This is a genomic window from Niastella koreensis GR20-10 (assembly GCF_000246855.1).
Classification (GTDB): domain Bacteria; phylum Bacteroidota; class Bacteroidia; order Chitinophagales; family Chitinophagaceae; genus Niastella; species Niastella koreensis.
On the sequence record NC_016609.1, the window covers coordinates 5,754,427 to 5,771,655 of the forward strand.

Genomic DNA, 17,229 nt, shown 5'->3' on the forward strand with positions numbered 1-17,229 from the left:
ATTTCATTTCATTAAAGTTACCTGACAATATTAATAAAAAATCCCTGGCATAATAAATTCGGTTTATTTATTATACCAGGGACTAATGACAGAAAGGGGTGGGTATTCGTTTTGATAAATCCACCCCTACCTCCCGCAGAGCGGGACAGGCTCTCCCAGGAGGGGATCGTTATTTAACGAACCGGCTGGAAATAATCTTTCCATTCTTTATAACCGTTAACGTATACACCCCGGCTGTAAGCCGTGACACGTTCAGGCGGTTATTGTTATTACGGGTAGCAATCAATTCTCTGCCCGAAAAGTCATACACTTTTATCAAAGCGCCTGTGAGATCTTCTTCACTACGCAACCTCAATTCGTTGCCAACAGGGTTTGGATAAATTTGCAGCCCGGTTATCAATCCCTGTGTTTTAGCCGGCGCTATTGCAAATATTTTGATAGAAGTAGCAGCATCATTAAAGCCGTTGGTCACCAAACAGGAATTATCAACCCCATAGGTTTGAGAATTGCCCAGGAAATTATCATCGGCATACAATTGAACCTGGTAACCGCTGGTCACCTTTAACGAAGAAATATCGTCGTTCAAAATACCCAGGGCCTGTAACTGTGTGAGGGTATAAGTACCTGGCGACAATCCTGTTGCAGTGCCACCATAATTACAATCCCTGTATACGGTAGCAGCAGTAACTGTACCAACTGCGCTTATTTTCAGCGAAGAGGTAAGGTCGTTAAAGCTGTTGGCCACCAGACAGCTGTTATCGGAAGTAACGGTTACTACAGTACCGGCGAAATTATCGTCGTTATACAATTGAACCTGGTAACCGCTGGTTACTTTTAACGAAGAAATATCGTCATTGTTAATACCCAGGCTTTGTAACGAACTTAACGTATAGCTGCCAGGTAACAAGCCGACGGCAGTACCGCCATAATTACAATCGCGGTATACAGTAACAATGGGTACATTGGTTACCGTAACGGTAACCTGTGAAGATGACTGACCGCCGCGGTCGTCGGTAGCAGTAGCGGTAATCGTATACGTACCTGTGGCCACATTGCTCCAGGTATAAGAGTAAGGCGTAGTAGTAGCTTCGCCCAGTTTGGTGGCGCCATTATAAAACTCCACTTTGCTGATGGTGCCATCTGCATCTGCAGCATTTACCGTAATGGCAACCGTAGCAGGCGTCAGGAATGTGTTTCCTGTAACCGGTTTCAGGAAGGTTACAGTGGGCGACTGGTTGGTCAATGACCTGATGCGAAGTGATGAAACAGAATCATTCAGACTATTGACTACCAAACAAGACGTGCTGGCATTAAAGCTGGTGAAACTGCCCTGCAGGGCATTGTTCTTGTACAGCAATACTTCATAGCCGCTGTTAATGGTGAAAGAAGAAATGTCTTTATCCTGGATACCACTGGCTACCAGGTCGCTCACCGTATAAGCACCGGGTGCTAAACTTACTGCATAGCTGCCGCTGTAATTACAATCTTTATAGAAGGTAGCCACTGCGTTGGCAGCACCACCGGCAATATTACCACTAATTGAATAGTAACCCAGCGACCCATAATTAGTATAACCGGTTGTAAGCGGATCACCATAGCCCACACCAGTTACAGCCACATAATAAGTGCCTGCTGCCAGGTTAGCGCTCAGGGTGGCGTTTAATCCATCGGGGTTGGATGCCGTCACGACAGCGCCATTATTGTCGTACAGGGTAGCCAGCACATCCAGGTTGGGATGTTTATCTGCCGGATTGACGTTCAATGAAACCGCGCCGCCTGCAGTGGTAAAAGTAAAGAAGTCCACATCGCTGGTTGTTTCAATAACACCTGATTCAAAAGCGCTTCCGGTGCTGCCGATGGAAATTGGCGTGGCGCCCGCTCTTGTATTGCTATTGTCATCGGCCCTGTATCCTACACCATTGGCATTATTGGCAATAATAGACAGGTCGTCCTGCGTTTGACTGGGGTTGGCATATTCGCCCTTACTCCATTGTACAACCGGCACATAATAACCTGCTCCCATAATGGGCGCCCAGTTTCCCTGGCCCAGGTAGTATTCTTCAACGGGGTTTGTTCTGCCATCGTGGCTAAGGCCAAACGTATGACCTACTTCATGCGCAGCAGCATCACCAGCGCCTTTTATCCCGCCGTTAAATACCCAGCAAGGCGTTTCGTTGCCCCAGGTAAATGAATTTAAAAAAGCTACGCCACCCGCGCCTGGCGCAGCGGTGTTGGTAGGCGTAAATATGCAACGCATCCGCCGGTTGGCCGGGTACGAAAAATACACGGCTTCGCTGGTGGTAATGTTCAATTTGAACGGCCGGTAATCTTCACTCACCAGTTGCCATACTTCATATCTTTCTGCATCGGTTAACGTACTTGCCGCTGCATTAATAGGGTTACCGCCGTTCCAGCCGGTGCCTGATACATACTGGCCATCAAAATCAAGCAGCACAACGCCATTGGCATTGGGATAGCTTTGTAAACTGTATAGCTGACCGGCAGTTATTGCCGCTGCAGCAGCGCTAACCGCTGAGCTGGCCGGCGCTTTATCAAAATCTATACACAGCACTTTATGAATATCCGTTTCTGAAATGTATACATTGCCGTTATCGTCTGATGTATACGTGTAGGCCTTTTTGGTATTGCGCAGAATAATATTACCCTGCACATGCAGGCCTTCAAACCTGATAAAAAAGGAAGAACCCGGTACATTCTCAATTTCCCCTGCAACAAATTCCTGGCCGGCGGCCAGTGACTGGCGGAAATTTATTTTGCCGGGTAATGAATCAGCAGTGCTGATCCGTAACGCAAGTTTGCCGGTGATCCGTTGTTGCGGCGCCGTACTGAACTGTTTTCTAAAATGAGTTAACAGGTCCGGCGCTTTTCCCAGCGATACCGGTTTTACCTGGGCATAGCCTGCCATACAAAACAGCATACTACCCAAAAGCCATAGTGAAAGTTTTTTCATACTACATGGTTTTAAATGGTTAAATGAAAAATCTTTTGGGGAAAGTGCAGGAAATAGTCGTTCATGAACCGTTACCGGACCAAAAATGGCAAACGTTGCCAGGGCATTATGAAGAAGGATTTAAATAAGGGAGTGACAGGGATTGCGAAGGTATTTTGTTTAGCATGTATTTGCCAATAATAAATATCCTCAACACATTTATTAATTCTTCTATTTAAATTAAACAGGGCTATAATTCTTCAGCAGATTGATGTAATTTTCTTGCCGGTTTTACTACCAATTGTATCATAACAACCAATTTTAGAAAACTCCAACAATCAACTTCATATGGGATTATTCGGTTTTATTAAAAATGAATTTATTGAGGTCATCGACTGGGTTGATGACAGTAACAATACGGTCATTTATAAATTCCCCGACAAGGGAAATAAGATCATGAATGGCGCCCAGTTAACGGTTCGGGAATCGCAGGTAGCAGTTTTGATGAATGAGGGAGAATTTGGCGATGAGTACAAACCCGGCCGGCATGAACTGAAGACACAGAACATGCCCATTACCACCACACTTAAGTCATGGAAATATTTGTTCGACTCCCCTTTTAAGGTGGATGTGTTTTTTGTTAACACCAAACAATTCACCGGTTTAAAATGGGGCACTTCCAATCCCATTATCATGCGCGACCCCGAGTTTAAACAGGTGCGCCTCCGTTCTTTTGGCACCTACACCATCCGGGTAGTAGATGCCAAAAAGTTCATTAAGGAATTTGCGGGCACCAATCCCTGGGTTACTATAGACATCGTAAGTGAGCAATTGCGTAATACCATCGTCAGCAAATTGTCTGAAGGCCTTGCCGAAGCAGGTGTTTCGGTGCTTGACCTGGCCGCTAACTTCACGGAAATAGGCGCCCGGTTAAAGCCAATTTTCCAGGCAGACTTCGATGCCTGGGGCATTGAGTTAGGTCAGTTCTATATCGAGAATGTAAGCCTGCCCGAGGAAGTGGAAAAAATGCTCGACAAAACCACTTCACTCAATATGCTGGGTGATAAACTGAACCAGTTCAACCAGATGCAGGCCGGTATTTCAATGGAAAAAATGGCCGATAACCCTGGTGCAGCCAATACAGCCGGGTTGGGTGCAGGCATTGTTTTCTCCAATATGATGCAACAGGCGCAACAACCGCAACCCCAACAACAGCAAAGCACTGACGCTGCGGCTGGCAACGACCAGCAAAAAATGCTCGATCTGTTGAAACAGTTGGGCGATCTGAAAACAGCAGGTGTGCTCACCGAAGAAGAATTCAATAAAAAGAAAGCAGAGATCTTAGGCAAGCTCTAAAGCCGGTTGAACAATCATATGGAAAACGTACAAAAAGATTCCCTGTTGCTATTCCCATGCCCGGGATGCAACGCACAACTATATTTCAACCCTGAACACCAAAAGCTGGAATGCAAGTATTGCGGCACCCAGGTAGCCATCGATCAGGCGAGCAACCAGATCAGGGAAAAAAGTCTGAAACAACAGTTATCTGTTACCGGCGATCCTGATGCCGCCATTGAACAACTGGTTCATAAATGCGAACGCTGCGGTTCCGAATCGGTATTCATTTCAGAAACGCCTACGTTTACCTGTAGCTTTTGCAACTTCGAGGTGGTAAACCCGGTAGCTTATAAAACGCGGATTATTCAGCCGTCGGGTATCATTCCTTTCAAGGTTGATAAAGAGCAATCCGTCACCATTTTTAAAAAATGGCTGGGGAAAGGCTGGTGGGCGCCCGGCGATCTGAAAGAATTTGCACGCCAGGACGCCTTGCATGGCACTTACCTGCCCTTCTGGACCTACGATGCGCAAACCTTTAGCGAGTGGACGGGTGAAGGCGGCCGGCACTATTATGTAACGGTAGAAGAAAGAGATTCCAACGGCAACACCACTACCCGGCAGGAGCAAAGAACAGAATGGATTTACCGTTCGGGCACCTATAATACTACGTTTGATGATCTCCTTATTGGCGGGGCCGATGAGCTAACGCAAAAAGAATACGAAAGCATCTTTCCTTTTCAACTGGAAGAACTGGTAAATTTCGACGCCCGTTATTTATCCGGCTTCTCGGCTGATGTGTATGACATTTCAGTAGCCGACGGTTATGCAAAGGCCGAAAAAATTATGGAACAGGAAATTTATGATGCCTGTGTGGATGAATGCCGGATAGATACCTACCGGAATGTACAGGTAAGTACTTCTTACGAAAATCAAACCTATAAACATATTCTGTTGCCATTGTGGGTTTGCTCGTATAAGTACAAAAGCAAACAATATCATTTCCTGGTAAATGGGCAAACAGGCAAGATCTACGGGTCAAAACCGGTATCTACAGCCAAGGTAGTGCTCACTGTTATTGTGGTGCTGATAATTATAATAGTTATTTACTTTTTGTCGCAACAGCAAACACCACAACAACCTTAAGGTGTCGGTTCAATGATCTGTTGTTCAATTTTTTCTTTAGCGGCGGGCCATTCGTCGTCTAAAATACTATAATAGGCCGCCTTCCGGATAGTAACATCGCCCTGAATGCGGTCTTTTCGCAAAAAAACATTACATGGAAAGTGTCGAAGTCTGGTTAGAAGTTTTAAACTTTTGCACTAAAGTTGGCAACTTATAAGACAATGTTGTTCAAAATTTTGTTTTTCTCATGAGAAATTATGTTTCGCACATGGGAAATTGGGTTTCGCACATGGGAAATGAAGCTTCGCACTTGGGAAATCCGGCATTGTTGGTCTAAATACTGAATTTCTCATGGGAAATTTGGCTTCGCACATGCGAAATGCAGCTTCGCACCTGGGAAATGCGGTATTGTTAGTCCAACATGCAGATCACTTCTTTTGCAATGCTGTATCCACAGAAAGCTTCCCACTACCGTTATAAAGCGTGGCCAAACAAAGCCCGATAATCAGTAAATGATATTCAAATCCCTCCCCTTTCTGATTGCCAAACCAGTTCATAAAAAAGCCGTTATCTATATGCGAGGTAACTATTATACCAATCATCAGGATGATGGTTAAAACGGCCCATGCCCTGCTGGCAAAACCTGCAATCAATGAGAGCGATCCTATAAATTCAATAATAATAACCAGAAAGGCTATCAGCCAGGATAAGTGTACCGTACCTGTTAGAAAATCCATTTCGCCCGAAAAACCTGGTCCGCCAAACAACCCCAGCATTTTTTGCGCGCCGTGCGGAAACAATACCAATCCTGTTGTAAGCCGGATAATAACCCCTGTCCAGTCGTTGTTTGTCCTGAAAATTAATTGCATCATATTTATTCTTATTTGATGCAACAAAGCAATGAAACCGGCGCGGGTAAAAAATTAAACTACTTTAATGATTATCTGGAGGCAAACTTTTTGCGAAGCATACTTAAAAAAACGGGGGTAATACCTAAATAGGCGGCTATCTGTTTCTGCGGTACCCGCAGTTCTATTTGCGGATATTTCTGGATGAATTCAAGATAACGCTGTTCTGCGGTGAGTGCCAGGTTCTGGTTAATGCGGTTTTGCTGGGCTATAAAAGCATTTTGAAACAGGATGCGGAAAAACCGCTCGAATTTGGGAACTGTCTCATACAATTCATCCAGATGAGGTTTGCTGATCTGCAATACTTCCGTTTCTTCCAGGGCATCGATAAAATAACTGGCTGGCGCTTGGGTAAGAAAACTGTACAGGTCACCCACCCACCAGTCTTCCACACCAAACATAACAATATGCTCAACGCCATTTTCATCAATTGAATAAGTTCGCACACAACCCCTGATTATAAAACTCTCCATTTTACATATGTCACCCTGACGAAGCAGGAAGGCTTTGCGCGGTATTGTTTTTTGTTGAAGGAGGGAAATAAATAACTCAGCTTCATTTTTATCGAGCTGTATATACCGGGAAACATGTTGAAGAATTAAATTGGTGTTCATGGGCGTGGATCGAATATAAATAAAAAACGGATGCCCCCCACCAACCTCCTCCGCCGGCTGGCGGGGAGGTTGGTGGGGGCCCTCCCGTATTCATGGCTATGATGGTGCCGTTAATTGGCAGTGGCCGGACTGATAATATCAGTCACTTCACTGATTGAGTTGGCAGGAAAACCGCCTTTCTTCGCATGTTCTTTAATGATCTCAACATTTTCAGCTCTGTATATACAATACATTTTATTACCGGTTACATAACTATGGATCCACTCAATTTTTGGTCCCAGTTCTTTCAACACGTTGCAGGAAGTTTGCGAAGCACTTCTTAATTGCTCTGGCGTAAATTGACCCAAACCCGGGATGTCACGCTCAATTACATACATTTTCATGTTCGATTGATTTTTAGTTTTTGATTTGTCGGAAAGAGAAGCAGTCTGCGCCATACCGGCAACACCCATCATCAACAGCAGGGCAAACAGTAATGAGATCTTTTTCATGGTTGTTTGATTTTTGTTTTTCGTATAACCAAAGCTACGTTCAACAACCACGAATGTTGTATAACAAATCGTTCAATGAATATCAATCCTCAATCAAAATAAAAAAGGTGTAAGGCGGGCTGTAACAATTCATTCAAAACATAGAACAAATCAATCAACGCAGCAACTCAAGATAATCCATAGGCAGTAGCCCATAGTTCTTTTTAAAACATTTGGTGAAGTAAGAAGGGCTGGTAAACCCGGCATCGAAAGTTATTTGCGAAATACTGTATCGTTGTTGTGTCAACAATTCCTTCGCTTTCTCCAACCGGTATTCTTTTAAAAATATATTGGGCGACATGCCCGTCAACTCCACTGTTTTCCGGTATAGTTGCGACTGGCTCATGGCCATTGCCTGGCAAAATTCGCTGATGGTAAAGCCGGGGTTCTGCCAGTGCTGTTCCAGTTTGTTGAATAATAATTCAAGCAACACTTCATCGGGCGGCGCCAGGCAGATGATATTATTGACCGGTTTTTGAAAATGATCTTTAGCAGCCAGCTCTTTAACGGCTGAAGAAATGGCGATACGGGTTGCGCAGGAAATAAAGCACAAATACCGGGCAAATTGTATGGTTTCGCCAAACAGGTTATTGGCGGTTGAAACGGGTTCCCCGGCATTGATCCCCATCTTCAGCCCTGCTGTTTGCATGGTGGGTTCAGCAACCGCTTCCAGTATTGACAATGCGCAGGAAACTGCTTTGGAGGCCGCAGTAAAGGAAGCAATAAAACCGGAGCCAGGGTTTTCCACTTCCCGCCCCTCGAATGCGGCCAGGTTTTGCCTGATCACATTTGTACAGCTGTTCAGTAATCCGGTTGCTTTTTCAATACCCAGCTGGTGCCGTAATAAGGCAGGGTCGCTGGTAGTAATGTAAAGAATGATGCGGTAAGAAGGATCATTGAATACTTTCAGCCCGTCCTGTGTGGTAGGCGCATTTACCGGATCATGTAACCTCCCCAAAAAAGATTCAACCAGATCGGGGTTTACTTCAATAACCTTATGTGGCACCAACCCGTGGGAATGTTGGTGCAGGGCCGCCACAGATTCTTTATCCGGCGCCTCAATAAGGCAAAACACATTATTCCGCTCTTCATCTATCCAATAGGTCATGCATTTGCATTGATGTTGCTCCTGCAAAAGAATATCCTTCTGGTGTGCCTCGGCAACATCCTTTGCCTTAATGCCCGGAATAATATGAATATCCATGTAAAGCGCCATGAGGCTGCATTTAGCATTCCTTAAAACCTGTTACGGTCTAAATTAGAATTAAGATTCCTTATGCCAGCAAATATTTTACCCGAATATGCCCAATACTACTAAAGTTGTATATGGATTGCTAAACATAAATTGTGGATATCAGGCGCAACAAGTATGAAATAAAAGGAACATAAATGCGTTGGTGATATGCAAATGTATAACAGATAAATATTATACATTTTTGCAATAAACACCTTAAACGCCCAATACTCTATGATCCGCAGACTGCTGCTGTCTTTAGGCGCATGCCTACCGATCTTGCATGCTATGGCACAAGACGGCCTTTGGACCCCTGTAACTAAAAGTACCATACAACCATACCTTAATGGCCGCTCAACAGCCGCTCCGCTGCCCGATAATTACGAGCTGGTGAAGTTGAACCGCAACCAGTTACAACTGTTGCAACAACGGGCGCCATTGGTAAAGCTGGGCGAACGTTCGTCAGTATCGCCGGTGCGCCTTACCCTTCCTTTGCCTGTTAAAGGGCAATCTTTACCCAGTTCCTTTACCGAGTCACCTATTTTATCCAATGAACTGGCCACGCAAATGACCGGTTTCAAGACTTACGAATTGAAAGACCCGGCTACCAATGCATTACAAGGCAGGTTGTCCATTACCTCGCAAGGTATTACCGGTTTGATCTTTACAGAAAAAGGCAGTGCTTACATTTATCCTGTAAGCCCCGATTACCCCGATGTGCATATGGTGTATTATGTAAAGGACGTCCCGGTTAACCAGCCTATACTGTGTGGAGTAAAAGACCTGGTAGCAGGTACAAACAACGCCGGCGCCCGCATTGCTTCTGTTCTTGCCAGTGATTGCCAGTTGCGCAATTACCGGCTGGCAGTTGCTGCAACAGGTGAATACACCCAATGGGCCGGTTCGCAGGCCCTGGCTTTAACCTATATCGGAATACTTATAAACGATGTAACAGCCATCTACGAACGCGATGCGGGTATTACATTTACCCTGGTCAGCAATAACAGCATTATTTTTACCGACCCCACTACCGATCCTTATACAACCTCTGGTTTTCCCGATGGTACTACCTTAGATAACAACACCGCTACGCTTGATGCGGCTTTGGGAAGCGGCAATTATGATCAGGGGATCGTATTAAGCAAAGACTGGAATGGTGGTCTGGCTTACTTAAGTGCCGTTTGTAACAATACATTAAAAGGAGGAGGAGCGGCCGGACTTACATTCGGCACGGGCGCCAATCCTACTGCAGGACCGCAGGGCTCCGTTTTTACCGGTACAGTGGCCCATGAAATGGCACACCAGTTCAGCGCACAACACACGATGGCTTCCAAAAGTTCCTCGTGTAACGGCAATACGAATGTACCTACAGCATATGAGCCTGGTGGTGGTTCTACCATTATGGCATATGCAGGCTCCTGTGGCGGTGATGCTTATCAAACTTATTCCGACCTGTATTTTCATGGTTTCAGCATTTTACAGATCGCTAATTACTCGGTAAACTCGGCTACCTGCAGAACGCCCTCGGCCATGGGGAATACAGCACCAACAGTATCGGTTACCAGTGGCAGCTATACAATTCCTGTTTCCACGCCGTTTATGCTTACAGCAACTGGTGCGGATGTAAACACACCAACATTATACTATTGCTGGGAGCAGTTGGACGCGCCATCAGCTGCCACTACTGGTTCCCCGTTAGCCACTGCTGCCAACGGCCCGCTTTTCCGTTCATACCCGCCCACAACGGCCAATACCAGGGTGTTTCCACGAATGGCAGACCTGGTGAGCGGCGCCGCCACACCTTATGAAGTACTGCCAAGTATAGCCCGTGCCATGAACTTTATGGTAATGGTACGTGATGAAGCAAGTGGTGGCGGTTGCACCGCACAAACTTCTGTAACTGTAAACACCGACGCTTCCGGCAGTGCTTTTACCGTTACTTCACAAAACACCGCTACCACGTGGACGGCCAATGGCTCTAATACGGCAACCGTTACCTGGAATGTAGGCAGCTCCAATGCTGCACCGGTAAACTGTTCAAATGTTGATATTATCCTTTCTACTGATGGAGGCGTTACATATACCGATACCCTGGTAAAAAATACCGCAAACGATGGTACGGAAACATTTACCATTCCCAGTAACCCTACTGCAAACGGCCGGGTAATGGTAAAGGCCCGTGGTAATATATTTTTCAATATCAACACAGCCATTATAACGATTGCCAGCAGTTGCGCGGCCAATGGTTTAACTTTTAGCCCCGGAACATCAGTTATGAACGCAGCAGGCAATTCAGCCCTCAATCTGAACTTAACGCCTGATTATGGCTCAGCTGTTACTATCAGCGGTTCTCTCGCTACTACCGATCCCTCTACAGGTTTGCCGCTTGGAAATATCACAACCCCCACTTCGTGCAACTACTTTGGGGGCAATCTTTACCGATACGATACTTACAAATTCACACCCAGTGTGAGCGGCTCATATACATTTGCAGCAGCAGGTGGTACCAGTGCCGGCTGTATATTTAACCTGTATACCGGAGATTTTACACCTGGCAGTGCATGTGCCAGTTTCATTGGATCCAGTGGCAGATCAGATGGCTCCATAGGATATACAATCACCGCTACCTTAACGGCAGGTTCATTTTATACAATGGCGGTTGGTACTTTCTCAGGTAGTTTTCCAAGTCCCCTGCCATCAGCTTATACGATCAATGTTACCCCTCCGGCAGGTGGTGGCCTTTATACCAATACTCCCATCCCAGCCGGCACCAGTTATACATATGTGATCGTTGACAATGCTACCGGGCTGATAAAGGCTTTTGACGCCGGCTCTGACCTGAGCAATGGAACCCAATATACAAGCGGCAAGTCATATACCGTATACGGTCTTTCTTATTCCAGTGCTATTTCTGCCGCTACGCTTAACTCCTATGTAGGCACTTCCTTTGCATCATTTGACAACACCTTATTGTATAGCCCTGGCACGCTGTGCGGCAATGTAAGCGCCAACAACGTGCTGGTAACCGTTACCGGAGTTTTGTCACAGGCCGGGCAAATGCTGCCCCTTACTGCTACCAAAGCCGGCAATACAGTTAACCTGAAATGGGCCACCACATCATCGGAGAAAACCAGTTACTTTGAGATCTGGCGCTCAGCAGATGGCATTAATTTCAATGAACTGGCAGGTACCGTATCTGCACAAAACAGCACCAGTTCACACATCGATTATGAACTGAACGACAACACCCCACTGGCTGCCTGGAATTATTACCGGGTAAAACAGTTCGATGTAGATGGTAATGAAACATTGGGCAACATTGCCCGGGTTAATATGCAGGAAAAAGCAACACCGTCCATCCTTACGGTGTACCCCAATCCTGTAAAATCATCACCACTAACCCTGGCATACAATTCAACCAGTGTAGAAACAGTAAACGTTCGGGTGCTCAATAGCAAAGGCAGTCTTGTTTACCAGTCTGTTTTTGCAGCGCAAACCGGCCCCAACCAGTACAAACTGCCTGCCGGCACCCTGGCCAAAGGCGTTTATATAGTACAGTTGGTGAGTAACTCCGGAAGCTTTATTACCCGTTTTGTGAAAGAATAATAACAACGCTATACAATATATAATAGCCCTTCCCGATTCGTCGGGAGGGGCTTTCTTTTTTAAATTATTTATTGTTACTTTATAGTTAACAAACCCCATACGTTGAACATACCTTTATTTGAACGATTACACCAGGAGGACCTGATAGCTGATCCATCTCTTCAGAAAATAAAACAAAGAGCCGGTTCCAGGCTTTTTTCTGTGCATTGGGAATTGAAAACGATCCTGTATCTGGGTATTCTTCTGCTTACCGGCGGCTTAGGCATCCTGATCTATAAAAACATCGACACCATCGGCCACCAGGTTATACTGGCAGTAATAGGACTGATATGCGTGGGCAGCTTCGTTTATTGTGAACGTAAAAAGCTTCCTTTTGCAAGAACCAAAGTTCCTGCGCCCAATTCCTTTTTTGATTATATTCTTTTACTGGGCTGTTTAACCCTGATTATATTTATCACTTATCTGCAGGTACAGTACACCACTTTTGGCACCGCCTACGGTTTGGCTACTTTCATCCCGATGGTGATCCTGTTCTTTTGCGCTTATTACTTCGATCACCTGGGCGTTTTAAGCATGGCCATCACCAATCTGGCTGCCTGGATGGGCATTGCCATCACTCCTCTTAATATTTTAAAGGCAAATGACTTTGCCAATGCGCAGATCATTTTTGCCGGGTTATTGTTAGGGGTGGCGCTTACTGCAATAGCGTGGGCCAGTGAACGGCGAAATATAAAAGCGCATTTTGGATTTACGTATAGCAACTTTGGCATAAACATCCTGTTCATCTCCTGCCTCGCAGGCATGTTCCACTTCGATAACTCTTATGCGCTTTGGTTGCTGCCATTGGCGGTGGCCGTATATTATTTCTATAAGAAAGCAATTGCCACCAATCTCTTTTATTTTATCTTGCTCATAACCCTTTACGGATACATTGGCTTCAGTTATGTGCTCGTTCGGGCTCTGATGAATCTGGACGATATAGCAGGCGGTATATTGATCGTATTAATGTATTTTATTGGCTCGGCCGCCTGGATAATTGTATTCCTTTCCCGGATGAACAAAAAAATGAAGTAACATGATCGCATATAACCATACATCGCTCGATAATTTATTGATCAACGAAGAAGCCGCGGATGCTTTTCATCAGCAGCTCATTTCAATGGAAGAGTACAAGGCTATAGAAAAAGCCTACCCGGTAAACCTGCACACGCCCAATATATTTATCCGTTTTGGGTTGTTTTTGTTAACGTGTGTAATTGCGTTTATGGGGTTTGGGATGCTGTTGATGATGGAAATAAGATCAGAAAAAGGATTGGGCATTTTAACCTTTATATATTCCTTATGCATGTATGGGGCATTGGAGTTTTTAATCAGGGAGAAAAAACATTACCGGTCGGGAATTGATGATGCATTACTCTGGTTATGTATTGGGGCTCTCCTTGGCGCAGCCGAATTAATTTTTTCATCAGTATCCATTCTGGCGCAAGCTGTATTGATCTTTATCCCTGCCTTTTATTTCCTGTTACGATTTGGAAATGCGATCATGGGCGCCCTGGCTTTTATGGCATTTTTGGTGATCGTATTTTATGGAGTATCGCCACTGGGTAATATGGCCAAAACTATAATGCCCTTTTTGCTGATGGCCATCTCGTTTATCGTTTACCGGCTGGTGAAAAATTACGGCAACAATAACCGGTTTAAATATTATCAGCATTGCTGTACCCTTATAAAGATCCTTGCCCTGCTTATTCTATATGCAGCCGGAAACTATTTTGTAGTAAGGGAAGTTAGCAATAGTATGTTTGATCTGCAGTTGAAGGAAGGAGAATCTGTACCCTACGGCTGGGTTTTCTGGATCCCGACCGTTCTTCTCCCCGCTGCGTACATTTTCCGGGGTATTCAAAAAAAGGATGTGATCTTTTTACGTTCCGGGTTAATACTGGTGGCTGCGGTTATATTTACCATCCGGTATTATTATCACTTGGCGCCGCTGGAAATAGCCATGAGCATCGGCGGTACTTTAATGATCGTCATTGCCTGGAGCCTTACAAAATACCTTACGCCACCCAAACATGGGTTTACCCATGCCGAACCGAATGATCCATCATTGGCGGGATTACTTCAGGTAGAGTCATTGATAGTGGCGCAAACCTTCCATCAATCACCTGTACCTGAAACCGGTAAACATTTTGATTTTGGCGGCGGCAGCGGCGGTGGAGCTGGCGCTTCGGATAACTTCTAAACTACCTGCTCTTAAGCAGTTTGACGCCTTTACTTTTAACTGAATAACCAATTTTAAATCCAATCATTAAATTGGGCCATATTCCTTTTATTACCCTTTGCCCATCACTTATCAGGTCACCATGCCCTTCGCCGGTTAAAACATGATCGTTTTCATCTGATGATAAAGAATTATGTCCCTTTATATATCTGATACCACCACCAAAATACCATTCAAAAACAAATTTCTTTTTATGAACTATTAAAGTTCCAAGCTTAACATTTATGCCATAAATGTCTTTCGAGATTGAATATTGTTTTTCAAAAGTTGGAGCAGACGGGAAACGAATACTATCTGCATAATCGAAATTGATCTTTTTATAAAAAACATCAAGCGATATATACGACCCTACCGATAATTTATGTTTATTAAGATAGTATTTTATTTCAGGTCTGATAATAAAGCCACTGGGGTGAATCTTTACATCCAATTTTGAGTCTAAGCCATAGTATTTACCCAGTTCAAAGGAAAATGCGGTATTGTTAATTACTTTAACTTCTGCTCCCAGCCTGTATGAATAGCCGCCATATACGTCGATAAAAGCTAAAGGATTTGTTTTAATACATATTCTATTATCGATTAAAGTTGTATCGGCCTGTGCCAGGCAAAACTGGCTTGCTAAAAGAAGGGGTACAATTAATAAGAGTCGCATTTACCGGTAAAGGGTTTGAATGGCAAAAATAATGTATTATTGCCTTGGGTGCAACCAGCCAAACCAACCAATTCGTCTTTCAGATCATGAAGCAACAATTACTTATCCTTGCCACAGTTAGTATACTGGTGGCAAACTGCCATAAAGAAAATGATCATCCTTCTTCCGCAACTGAAAATAACTACTTTGTAAACAGCGGGCTTACCCATTTCGCGCCGGTCCGGTTATTTACTCATGAGGGTGAGGTTATTAATCCGGGGCTTGCCCAGGCCTATCGCAATGAATTCTCGCTTTATTTTTTTGACCCGGGCGATGATTTTAATGATTCGTATTACCAGAAATTCGTTTATATAAATGACGACAGTATCCAGTATGTTACACCCGGCAGGGTTTTCGGCGCCAAACGTACGGCCAGGGACACCTACGATCGTTTCTCTACACCTTACACCGATATAATAAACGATACCAGTTCGCTGGAATTTTACATTGTACAATATAAAACACTTCACCGCAGGGATGTTCCCCCCGGTACCAATAGCCCCAATGGTTTTGTTTATTATGAAGCCGATAACCCTGTATACTTTTTAAAAAAGGTAAAAGATACCTTCTTCATGCCGATCATAAAATACGCTACGATTTCAAGAACACCAGGCATCATTAGTTTTGCTTCCAGCAAATTCAATAATGTGTTCTCTGCCGATGGAGTTGACCATTTAGGGGTTCATGACACGCTGCTGGTTCAAAGTTTCGATGTTGCATTTGTGAGGAATAAATGATGCGTGCAGACCAACAGCCTGTGTGTTGCTTTTATTCGTTCTCCTCCTGCAGAGCAGCCAGATTGTCTTTGGCATCGGCGCTTCCTGCTTTGATAGCTTTGTTATACCAATCAATAGCCAATGAATCATTTGCCTTAACGCCTTTGCCATTCGCATAAAACCAACCGAGATTATTCATGGCGTCAGCACTTTCGTACTGAGCTCCCTTTTTATACCATTCCATGGCTGTTTTGTAATTCACGGCTACACCTTCCCCATTTTGATATAACCAGCCTACGTTATTCATGGCATCACCGCAACCTGCATTGGCCCCTTTATTATACCAGACCATAGCTGTTTTATAGTCAACCTTTACACCCAGCCCTTTTTGATATAACAAACCTATATTGTTCATGCCCCGGCTGCTACCGGCTTTAACAGCCTTTTGATACCAGTCCATGGCCTGCTTGTAATCAATATTTACGCCTTCCCCATTTTCATACATATATCCAACATTGTTTATGGCCTCCGGCTCACCATTCTCCGCGGCCTTTTTATACCATTTCATGGCTTCGTTGAAACTTGTATCAACTCCTTCCCCATGCTCGTAGAGCCATCCAATATTGTTCATAGAGCTACCACTGCCACCTTCAGCCGCCTTTTTATAAAGTTGCATAGCTTTAGGATAATCTATACTTACACCTTCCCCATGGTCATACATCCAGGCCAGGTTGAAAAGAGCGTCCAGATCTCCGGCATCTGCAGCTTTCTTATACCATTTTATGGCGGTTAAGTTATCTTCTGTTACACCCAATGCTTTATCGTACAGGTATCCTATATTGCTCATGGCAGAAATGTTTCCATCCTTTGCAGCCTGCTGGAAATACGCCATTGCTTGTTTATAATCTATAGTTACTCCGTTCCCTCGCTGATACATCAATCCAAGGAAATTTACGGCATCGGAACTCCCTGCTTCGGCAGCATTTTTCCAAACCCGTAAAGCATCTAAATAGTATTCTTTATTATAGTAAGCCAATCCTTCATTGTAAAGCCTGTCGGCATCAATGGTATTCAAACAAGATGCGGCCAGCAATGAAATCACCAGTGCCACAACCGGGAAATTGTTCAGGGAAGTCTTTTTAGAAAATTGTTTCACGTCAGTCATATTGGAGTAATATAAGCGAAAATATCTTATTACAAAAGGCCCGGCGATATTACCGGGCCTTGTATATGGTTAGT

The 17,229-nt window shown here is 44.5% G+C and carries 14 protein-coding genes; 6 read left to right on the top strand and 8 right to left on the bottom strand.

Annotated features, from left to right (window positions below; genetic code table 11):
* Positions 1–169 precede the first annotated feature (169 nt).
* Positions 170–2,971 (bottom strand): Ig-like domain-containing protein, encoded by a 2,802-nt coding sequence (locus tag NIAKO_RS37080; protein ID WP_014220788.1) that lies wholly within the window; start codon positions 2,969–2,971, stop codon positions 170–172.
* A 327-nt stretch (positions 2,972–3,298) separates the two neighbouring features.
* Here NIAKO_RS37080 and NIAKO_RS22670 point away from each other — a divergent pair, with 327 nt between their 5' ends.
* Complete coding sequence (locus tag NIAKO_RS22670) at positions 3,299–4,306, top strand: SPFH domain-containing protein (RefSeq protein WP_014220789.1); 1,008 nt, start codon at positions 3,299–3,301, stop codon at positions 4,304–4,306.
* 18 nt (positions 4,307–4,324) lie between these two features.
* A complete protein-coding gene (locus NIAKO_RS22675; RefSeq protein ID WP_014220790.1) occupies positions 4,325–5,431 on the top strand; it encodes a TFIIB-type zinc ribbon-containing protein in 1,107 nt (368 codons plus the stop codon).
* On the opposite strand, the gene NIAKO_RS39610 is transcribed toward NIAKO_RS22675, so the two are convergent.
* The 5 genes from NIAKO_RS39610 to NIAKO_RS22695 form a co-directional block, all read right to left on the bottom strand.
* Positions 5,428–5,553, bottom strand: coding sequence for a hypothetical protein (locus NIAKO_RS39610; protein WP_262493755.1), 126 nt, complete (start codon positions 5,551–5,553; stop codon positions 5,428–5,430). The genes NIAKO_RS22675 and NIAKO_RS39610 overlap by 4 nt on opposite strands.
* A gap of 285 nt (positions 5,554–5,838) precedes the next feature.
* Complete coding sequence (locus NIAKO_RS22680) at positions 5,839–6,282, bottom strand: DoxX family protein (protein ID WP_041347163.1); 444 nt, start codon at positions 6,280–6,282, stop codon at positions 5,839–5,841.
* A gap of 68 nt (positions 6,283–6,350) precedes the next feature.
* On the bottom strand, positions 6,351–6,932 hold the full coding sequence (locus NIAKO_RS22685) for a Crp/Fnr family transcriptional regulator (protein WP_014220792.1): 582 nt from the start codon (positions 6,930–6,932) through the stop codon (positions 6,351–6,353).
* A gap of 110 nt (positions 6,933–7,042) precedes the next feature.
* Entirely contained in the window at positions 7,043–7,423 is a 381-nt protein-coding gene (locus NIAKO_RS22690) for a DUF4242 domain-containing protein (RefSeq protein WP_014220793.1), read from the bottom strand.
* 154 nt (positions 7,424–7,577) lie between these two features.
* The gene (locus tag NIAKO_RS22695; RefSeq protein WP_014220794.1) at positions 7,578–8,678 is read right to left on the bottom strand and encodes a nickel-binding protein; all 1,101 of its coding nucleotides are present in this window, start codon (positions 8,676–8,678) and stop codon (positions 7,578–7,580) included.
* A gap of 306 nt (positions 8,679–8,984) precedes the next feature.
* Here NIAKO_RS22695 and NIAKO_RS22700 point away from each other — a divergent pair, with 306 nt between their 5' ends.
* From NIAKO_RS22700 to NIAKO_RS22710, 3 genes are all read left to right on the top strand, one after another.
* On the top strand, positions 8,985–12,302 hold the full coding sequence (locus tag NIAKO_RS22700) for a zinc-dependent metalloprotease (RefSeq protein ID WP_165761314.1): 3,318 nt from the start codon (positions 8,985–8,987) through the stop codon (positions 12,300–12,302).
* Positions 12,303–12,404: 102 nt separating this feature from the next.
* Positions 12,405–13,376 carry a DUF2157 domain-containing protein gene (locus tag NIAKO_RS22705; protein ID WP_014220796.1) on the top strand — a complete coding sequence of 324 codons (972 nt, stop codon included), beginning with the start codon at positions 12,405–12,407 and terminating at the stop codon, positions 13,374–13,376.
* A gap of 1 nt (position 13,377) precedes the next feature.
* The gene (locus NIAKO_RS22710; protein ID WP_014220797.1) at positions 13,378–14,544 is read left to right on the top strand and encodes a hypothetical protein; all 1,167 of its coding nucleotides are present in this window, start codon (positions 13,378–13,380) and stop codon (positions 14,542–14,544) included.
* Position 14,545: 1 nt separating this feature from the next.
* On the opposite strand, the gene NIAKO_RS22715 is transcribed toward NIAKO_RS22710, so the two are convergent.
* Complete coding sequence (locus tag NIAKO_RS22715; protein WP_014220798.1) at positions 14,546–15,235, bottom strand: DUF3575 domain-containing protein; 690 nt, start codon at positions 15,233–15,235, stop codon at positions 14,546–14,548.
* An 86-nt stretch (positions 15,236–15,321) separates the two neighbouring features.
* Between NIAKO_RS22715 and NIAKO_RS22720 the strand changes: the two genes are divergently transcribed.
* Positions 15,322–16,011, top strand: coding sequence for a hypothetical protein (locus NIAKO_RS22720; protein WP_041347164.1), 690 nt, complete (start codon positions 15,322–15,324; stop codon positions 16,009–16,011).
* 31 nt (positions 16,012–16,042) lie between these two features.
* On the opposite strand, the gene NIAKO_RS22725 is transcribed toward NIAKO_RS22720, so the two are convergent.
* Complete coding sequence (locus NIAKO_RS22725) at positions 16,043–17,146, bottom strand: SEL1-like repeat protein (RefSeq protein WP_165761315.1); 1,104 nt, start codon at positions 17,144–17,146, stop codon at positions 16,043–16,045.
* Positions 17,147–17,229 lie beyond the last annotated feature (83 nt).